7 protein-coding genes and 1 riboswitch are annotated in these 7,120 nt (G+C 43.5%); of the genes, 1 reads left to right on the top strand and 6 read right to left on the bottom strand.

Features of this window, described 5'->3' with window-relative positions; translation table 11 throughout:
- Positions 1-321 precede the first annotated feature (321 nt).
- From GC093_RS05430 to GC093_RS05420, 3 genes are all read right to left on the bottom strand, one after another.
- Positions 322-1,095 (bottom strand): thiazole synthase, encoded by a 774-nt coding sequence (locus GC093_RS05430; protein ID WP_216624514.1) that lies wholly within the window; start codon positions 1,093-1,095, stop codon positions 322-324.
- Between the two features lie 53 nt (positions 1,096-1,148).
- Positions 1,149-1,349: a sulfur carrier protein ThiS gene (gene thiS, locus GC093_RS05425; protein ID WP_171650845.1), complete on the bottom strand. Its 201-nt coding sequence runs from the start codon at positions 1,347-1,349 to the stop codon at positions 1,149-1,151.
- A gap of 101 nt (positions 1,350-1,450) precedes the next feature.
- Positions 1,451-1,585, bottom strand: a riboswitch (TPP riboswitch).
- 67 nt (positions 1,586-1,652) lie between these two features.
- On the bottom strand, positions 1,653-2,522 hold the full coding sequence (locus tag GC093_RS05420) for a nucleotidyltransferase-like protein (RefSeq protein WP_171650844.1): 870 nt from the start codon (positions 2,520-2,522) through the stop codon (positions 1,653-1,655).
- Positions 2,523-2,643: 121 nt separating this feature from the next.
- On the opposite strand from GC093_RS05420, the gene GC093_RS05415 reads away from it, so the two are divergent.
- Positions 2,644-2,985, top strand: coding sequence for a DUF2614 family zinc ribbon-containing protein (locus tag GC093_RS05415; RefSeq protein WP_171650843.1), 342 nt, complete (start codon positions 2,644-2,646; stop codon positions 2,983-2,985).
- A 306-nt stretch (positions 2,986-3,291) separates the two neighbouring features.
- Here the strand turns inward: GC093_RS05415 and GC093_RS05410 are convergent, their stop codons facing one another.
- The 3 genes from GC093_RS05410 to GC093_RS05400 form a co-directional block, all read right to left on the bottom strand.
- Entirely contained in the window at positions 3,292-5,067 is a 1,776-nt protein-coding gene (locus tag GC093_RS05410) for a glycosyl hydrolase family 18 protein (RefSeq protein ID WP_312886461.1), read from the bottom strand.
- A gap of 206 nt (positions 5,068-5,273) precedes the next feature.
- The gene (gene perR, locus GC093_RS05405) at positions 5,274-5,711 is read right to left on the bottom strand and encodes a peroxide-responsive transcriptional repressor PerR (protein WP_171650842.1); all 438 of its coding nucleotides are present in this window, start codon (positions 5,709-5,711) and stop codon (positions 5,274-5,276) included.
- Between the two features lie 107 nt (positions 5,712-5,818).
- Positions 5,819-7,075, bottom strand: a complete 1,257-nt coding sequence (locus tag GC093_RS05400) for a DUF4097 family beta strand repeat-containing protein (protein ID WP_171650841.1) — start codon at positions 7,073-7,075, stop codon at positions 5,819-5,821.
- Positions 7,076-7,120: the final 45 nt, after the last annotated feature.

Raw genomic sequence — 7,120 nt, 5'->3', positions numbered from 1 at the left:
CGATATTTTGAATCCATATCTTCTTTGTCATTTGTTGTCGCTTTTTTTAGCGGCGACTTTCTTAATATAACACATTCACCTAGTTGATTGCAAGTGTTATTTTTTTATTTATTTCAAAACCACACTTGTTTGATCTTTCCAAATCAACTTGCCTTTTTAGCGGCGAGGAGTAATATATCATGGCCTTATATATAAAGTCAAGCATAAAAGTAAATTTACTTTTTGAAAGAAGAAAAAAGAGAACCGCCTCTTCAACAAGGCTTCAGCTCTCTCCTCGATCCTCCCCTTATTATGGCAAGTAAACCTCGTCTTTATGCCCCTTTATTCGATCATACCTTCCTCTGGGCTACTTGCAGACGCATAGCGTTTTTTTGCAATACGACCAGCTAAGAAACCTTTACGACCTGCGATAACAGCAAGCTTAAACGCTTCAGCCATTAATATAGGATTCCCCGCTCCTGCAACTGCCGTATTCAACAATACTCCGTCAGCACCAAGCTCCATAGCCAAAGCAGCATCAGCAGGCCCACCAATCCCAGCATCCACAATTACAGGCACTTTGGCCTCTTCAATAATAAAACGCAGCTGATTCGGATTAGCTATACCCTGACCTGAACCAATCGGAGACGCTCCCGGCATTACAGCAGCTGCACCTGCCTCTTGAAGCTTACGGGCAAGAATCGGGTCATCCGATGTGTATGGGAGTACAATAAACCCGAGATCTACCAGGATCTTAGTAGCCTCTAAAGTACCTATCGGGTCAGGTAGCAAGGTTCTTGGATCACCAATAACCTCCACTTTAATCATATCGCATAAGCCGGTAGCTTTCGCGAGCTTGGCTATCCGTACAGCCTCTTCTACGGAATAAGCTCCAGCTGTATTTGGAAGCAAAGTAAACTTTTTCAAGTCCAAGGTCTCCAAAAAGTTAGGTGCTTCCGGGTTATCGATAGGCAAACGACGAATCGCGAAGGTCAGTACATCAGCCTCCGAAGCCTGTACCGCTTGATTTTGAATATCGAGGGATGTAAATTTTCCAGTTCCTAACAGCAGCCTAGATTTAAATTCATAAGGACCGATCTTTAAAATATCACTCATAGCCTGAAGCCTCCAATAAAATAATATAGAATAATAAATAGGGTTACAGCTCTTTAGCCTCCGCCTACAAAATGAACAATCTCGAGTCGGTCTCCTTCTTTCAGCGCCATTGCGTCATATTGCGTCCGTTCTACGATCTCACGATTAAGCTCAACTACCAGAATTTTTTGCTCCAGCTTAAACAAAACCAACAAATCCGTAATCGTTGAAACCTCCGATATTTCTCGGATCTCACCATTAATGGTCAATTGCACCTCGCACACCCCGCTTTCATAACCTCTTCTACTATTAATTCAACAAAAAAAGCCAACCCTTGTAAGGGTTGACTCTGTAAATCAGACTGGAAATCAGCTTGTTTTACTTTCGTCCACTTCCCTACGCTGGTATCATCCAGAAACATGCAGACCGCATGCCAATCAGGTTCCAAGGGTCCAGGAATAAGCTTCCTTCTCTCAGCCCCGCTTTTGAAAGGGCTCCCCTAGTGGTATTCAATTAACACGATTATATCAGAAAATAGTAGGCATGTCGCTTTATTGTGAAACTTTTATCAAGCTGACCTACATATTCATATAACGAATTTCCAATTCAGAAACATGTTTATCCGAAGTGTAGATAATTTCTTTAGCCAATGACTTTTTCACCAATCTATTGAGCAGTAAAGGAAGCTCCATCCGCACATCGGCCAATTTCTCATGCTGTTGTAGCTCATATAAGCTCCAGGCTTGCTCACGGCTTGAGAGAACATCCAGTAGCATTTTGCAGCAACGTTCCATTTTATTCATGACTGAGAACTCGCAAGCAAGCAGTACCAGTTGTACACGCTGCTTCAATGTTTCTGTACTTAATGTCAGTTCCTCATACAGCTTGTAAACCCCTGGATTGATCGACTTGATCTGACGCCAAACCGTTACTTCAGGATGAATCCCCGCTTCAATGATAACAATCCTAGCCCAATGGTGCAGCGCATCCAAGATGTTATTGTAGGCATCCAGGACGTGATCTTCCACTATGTATTCCTTACTCACCAAATATCTTCTCAAAAACTTAGAAAATTCAATGATCAACTTGTGTTCACGCAATTCTGCCGGAAACTCCAACGTACGGTGCCTCAAGCCTTCTAAATACGTTTCTCGATCCAGAAGAATCTCTCCTTTTAAGATCCAGTAGATGAGGTTTCGATGCTCCCCGTGCAAAATCAATTGCTCAAGATAAGATGGACTTATCCATCTTTCTTGTATACGGCAGTTGTCTTTTATATAATGATACTGTTGATCGGTTTTCAGGTCTTCATTTGAAATGACCAGCATAAGCAGATCAAATCCGTCCGTGATAGCGGAAACCAATGATGGATTATCCACCGCCAATATACTGATAACTGCTTCATCTTCACGGAGCCTGGCAACCAGCTGTTCCTTTATGGCATTCATCGCCTGCAGCCTCCAAAACTCACTTTTCTTGATACATCTTATTTCTACACAGTTGGTCGGTTTCCTGCATTAATTACGTGACAACTATCACAATTTATTTTGGAAGAAAGAAGTGACAGCCATGAAATTCAAATCAAGTAAAGTCAACGAGTTCCGGTTATGGGGCCTTTTGTTAACAATGGGTGGGATGCTGCTCATGATAGTTGGGCTGGCTGGAATTGTGTTTAACTGGGGAGCCGCGGGTAAAATAATGGCCGGTATCTTCATGGTCTTGGGAGCAATAGCTATGCTAGCAAGCATGGCAGTCTACTTCTGGGCCGGCATGATGTCCACAAGCACAACCGTGATCGAATGCCCAGAATGCGGCAAACCAACTAAGCTGCTAGGCAAAACAGACCGCTGTATGTTCTGCAAAACGATTCTATCCCTGGATCCCAAGCATGACCCTAACGCCAACGTTTAAGGGCTGCATCCACGGAAGTCGAGGCCAATAGCGGAAGGACTTGTTCCTTTATCGCCTGGAAAGCGCAAAAAACAGAGAGATAACGGAACTGCTAGTTCCGCTATCTCTCTGTTTTTGTATGTAATACTGCAATTCGCTCAAATTAACGGAACTTCTGCTTCCGCTATCACCTTAAGCAAGTGGCGACAAATGGAGTAGCGGAACTCTTCCTTCCGTTAAGCTCCACCGGGCGCTTGTACTATTCAACAGAAAAGAGCTTCTCTCGCTACTGCACTATGCAGCAGCGAGAGGAGCTCTTTTCCCATATTATTTGAGTGCATCATCTATGAGGCTCCAAACTTGTGGAGTTTCATATCCTCTTCTCCAAGACGCGACTCCCGCTAGTCCATACTTCTTGACTAGATCCATTCTCGCCTTTATTGAGACTTCGTCCTCAATCCAAATCTTGTTGAGCTTGTTACCCTCTTTGTACTCAACATAGTTTTGTCCTACATCCGACTTAAAAACAGGTGTCAACTTCTTCTCCTTGATAACTTTCTGAGGATTTTCCATAAAGACTGCTCTGGAGCTCACCTTGACTTTATCGTCAACGGTTTCTTCCGTCCATATCCTAGTGTAAAAGGGAATGGACAGAATTAGCTTGGACGCGGGTATACGGTCTTCCTTCATCATTCGGGTCAGACTGCTCTCCACCCACGGCAGAGAGGCAACAGAGCCTGCGACCGGGCTGCTCGCCCAATGTTCGTCGTACGCCATAAGCATCATATAATCCACAGATTCAATTAAGGCTTTGCGATCATAGAATAAGGACCAGTTTTCATTGGTTGATTTTGGCGTAACATCTATCGATACAACAAGTCCTTGTTCATGCATAAGTGGAACCATTTCGCGTACGAACTGCACAAGCTCTTCCTTGTCCTTGACATTTACATTCTCAAAATCGATATTGATACCCTGAAGTGAATATAATTGGGCAAAGCTAAGAAGCTGCTTGATCATCTTCATGCGTTTATCGTAGGTAGCCAGTGCTTCTGTCGTTCTTTTGGGTTCAAAGCCATTACTGAATAATCCCCAAACTTGAATATTTTGACTATGAGCCCATTTAACATAAGCGGGATCTGCAATATTTTTCAAATTACCCTGCCCATCTTCAAGATGAAACCAGGTGGGGCTAACTACATTCAACCCAGGCATGGGCACAAATTTTGTAGCATCTGGTGTCTTAGTTACAACTTGCTCCCATGTCAGGTTTATTTTCCCATTAATTGGCTTTACCGGGACAAAAGGAGGAGGAGTTTGCTGCTCAGGAATTATTTCTTTGCGATGTTCCTGCTGTAGATGGTCCTTCTTCATATATCCTTGGTAACCATTCGTTAACTGAACCTTGTACCATTCCTGCTCCTCAGACCAGATCATCACCTCTTCTTCCTGGCTTACATCAACCAAGATTGGAGACTTAATTGTCGGACCGGTACGCATTGGAATAGTCTTTGTCGGTTTATCCGTATACACCGCCGTCTTTGCCCACTCTATCGAATCACCTTCTTTAACCAAAATAACGGCCCCTGTATCCTTCGATTCTCTAAGCTCAAAGGAATACAGCTGCTTAAGCGGCTCCATCGGTAAATATAAAGCGCCTTCCACTTTCTCAAGCGGGAATTTTAGATTAAAAGGCTTCTCATTAAGCATGCCAGTCAATTGACTTGTCCGTAAACGGATGACTTTATCCTGTGTTGTAATAATAGTCGATTCGCTTGCTTCCTCATAAATCATGGTCGGATCGAGCAGTTCCTTAACGGTTGCAAAGGGTAGCTTTAATCCTTCCTCTTTACCTTCAGCAGGCTTATCGAGCATTGCTCCCTTATAAAAGACCGGTTTAACATTGCCATTAAATGTTGGCGCCTCATGATCGTTGGACGGGATAAATTGGCTGAAATAAAGTACAGCTCCAGCCCCGAAAATAATAGCAACTAGCGATAAAAGGTAAAACCACTTTCTCGATTTCTTTCTTACTGGTAATTTCATCGGATATTCCGGCTCCATCTTTTCACTCCCATGATGATGGTTTTTAGATCTTAACATTATACGTTAATTCCTGCGGATAAGTTGCAAGAACTTGCAAGAACTTGCAAGAATCCCCTCGAATGTTGTCGCAAGTCTCTGCTGCGCACTGATTACTTTTGACCTAAAGCACCCGAACTGCCTCTGAACAAAACATGCTTGAGACCTTGTCTACAAGGATCCCAAGCACGTTTGGCAACTTTATTAAACGGTTATTGATCTTACTTTTAACGAGTCAGCCGTACAGATGAGCATTCAGCACAAAGGCCGTACACTTCAACGCGGTGGCTTTTAACTAAAAAACCTGTTTCAATACCAGCTGTTCTTTCTAAATCATCAAGTGGCTTATAAGCAAAATCAACCAGCTTTCCACACTCCTCGCAAAGAGCATGATAATGGTCCGACATGTCGGCATCAAAGCGGCTGGAATGATCGCCATAGGTCATTTCCCTGACAAGATGGACTTCAATAAAAACCTTGAGATTATTATAAACCGTAGCCACACTCATACTAGGAAAGCGGGGTGCCAAGGCCTTATATATCTCATCTGCAGTAGGATGTGTCATCGTCTTTAATAAATAGGCAAGGATCGCATGTCTTTGCGGTGTCATGCGCACGCCTGTCATCTTTAGTTTGGTTAACGCTTGCTCCATCCTGGAATCCATGCTGCCTCACCGCCTAATATTCATAAAAAAGGGTTTGATTAATTGTAAGCGGCATTGTTTCCATTTGTCAATCAAGTTGCAGCCCGTTTCCCAAATCCGCTTGAAAATTAATCTGCGGTTTGGATGGAAAGGGAGCCATTCGTTTCGATACGTATGCCATGTCTTCCGTTTCCTATGGTTCCATCAATCTTATTTTTGCGGATTTGGAAAGGCAAGCTTGAATGGATATCGCCATTCTGCCCTTCGCCCTTTATTTTATAATCACCGTTTGCTGGGAGCTTTAGCGTAACTTTACCGTGACTTGTTTCCACATCCCAGTCACCATTTACAATACGGCTGGTTACTTCAACGGAACCGTTCGTTGTATGAGCTTTCAACCCTTGAGGAGCATCGGTGACGATTATGCCTCCGTTTGTCGTCTCCGCTTCTATGGAACCTGTAACACCCGCAGTCCTCAATCGTCCGTTCGTAGAAATAATCCGTGCATTCCCTTGATGATCCTCTATCTCTATCGAACCATTTGTCGTTTCAAGCTGCGCATTCCCTTTTATTTTCACCGCTTTGATGGGTGCATTCGTTGACTCTAAATCCAAATTTCCATTAATGGAAGCAACCTGAATTTCACCATTGGTTGTGCGAACCTTTAGTTCATTTCGGAATGTGAGCTGCTCTGCTTTAAACTTACCGTTAGACATATCAAAGTCCATGCTGACCTGTACTCTCGACGGCACCGTAATTACCAAATCTATGCCTGGTCTTTGAGTCATCCACGGCAGCCCTTCGCCAAACTCCTTGCCTTCAGCAATAAGCTTAAGTTTATCACCATCTAGGATATGCTCCAGCTTAGTTTGATCAGCTATAGAAGCAGCCTCTTTCTCATCGCCAAGCGTGACATATACCGTCATATCAATCAGCAGTTGGTCCGAGGTACCGGATTTAACTGTTACATTACCATTGCTATGATTGTTGACAGATATACGCTCAAGTCCGGCAGGGATTGGTATTGAGACCGTTTCTTTCTCAAACTTGTGGCCTTCTCCGCTCATGGCCGATCCGATATGATTTGCGAGATTAATATTACCAAACCAACTACGAATCGTCTCGGTAGACTGCGTACTGCCTATAACGACTGCTGAAATAAGTACTGCAAATATTACTCCGCCAACATCCAGCCTCAGCTGCTTATCACTTTCCCCATACTTCATATTGAATGCTATATACTCCAAGCCAAGAGTAATAAACAAGACCGGCCACCAGTCAATAAGCAAACTCGTCCAATGAGTTCCCGAATATTGGTCTGTCATGACTGCAGCACCGACAGCCACCAATAATAACGCTGCTGTATAGCGCCCTGCTTTGCGCATAATCTTTGCGCTCCTTTCTCTTATTGAGTAAGCTTGCTCGCATTT

It is taken from the genome of Paenibacillus foliorum (assembly GCF_013141765.1).
GTDB classification, from domain to species: domain Bacteria; phylum Bacillota; class Bacilli; order Paenibacillales; family NBRC-103111; genus Paenibacillus_S; species Paenibacillus_S foliorum.
Note: the sequence above shows the minus strand (reverse complement) of the source record. Positions and strands in the feature narration are given on the sequence as shown.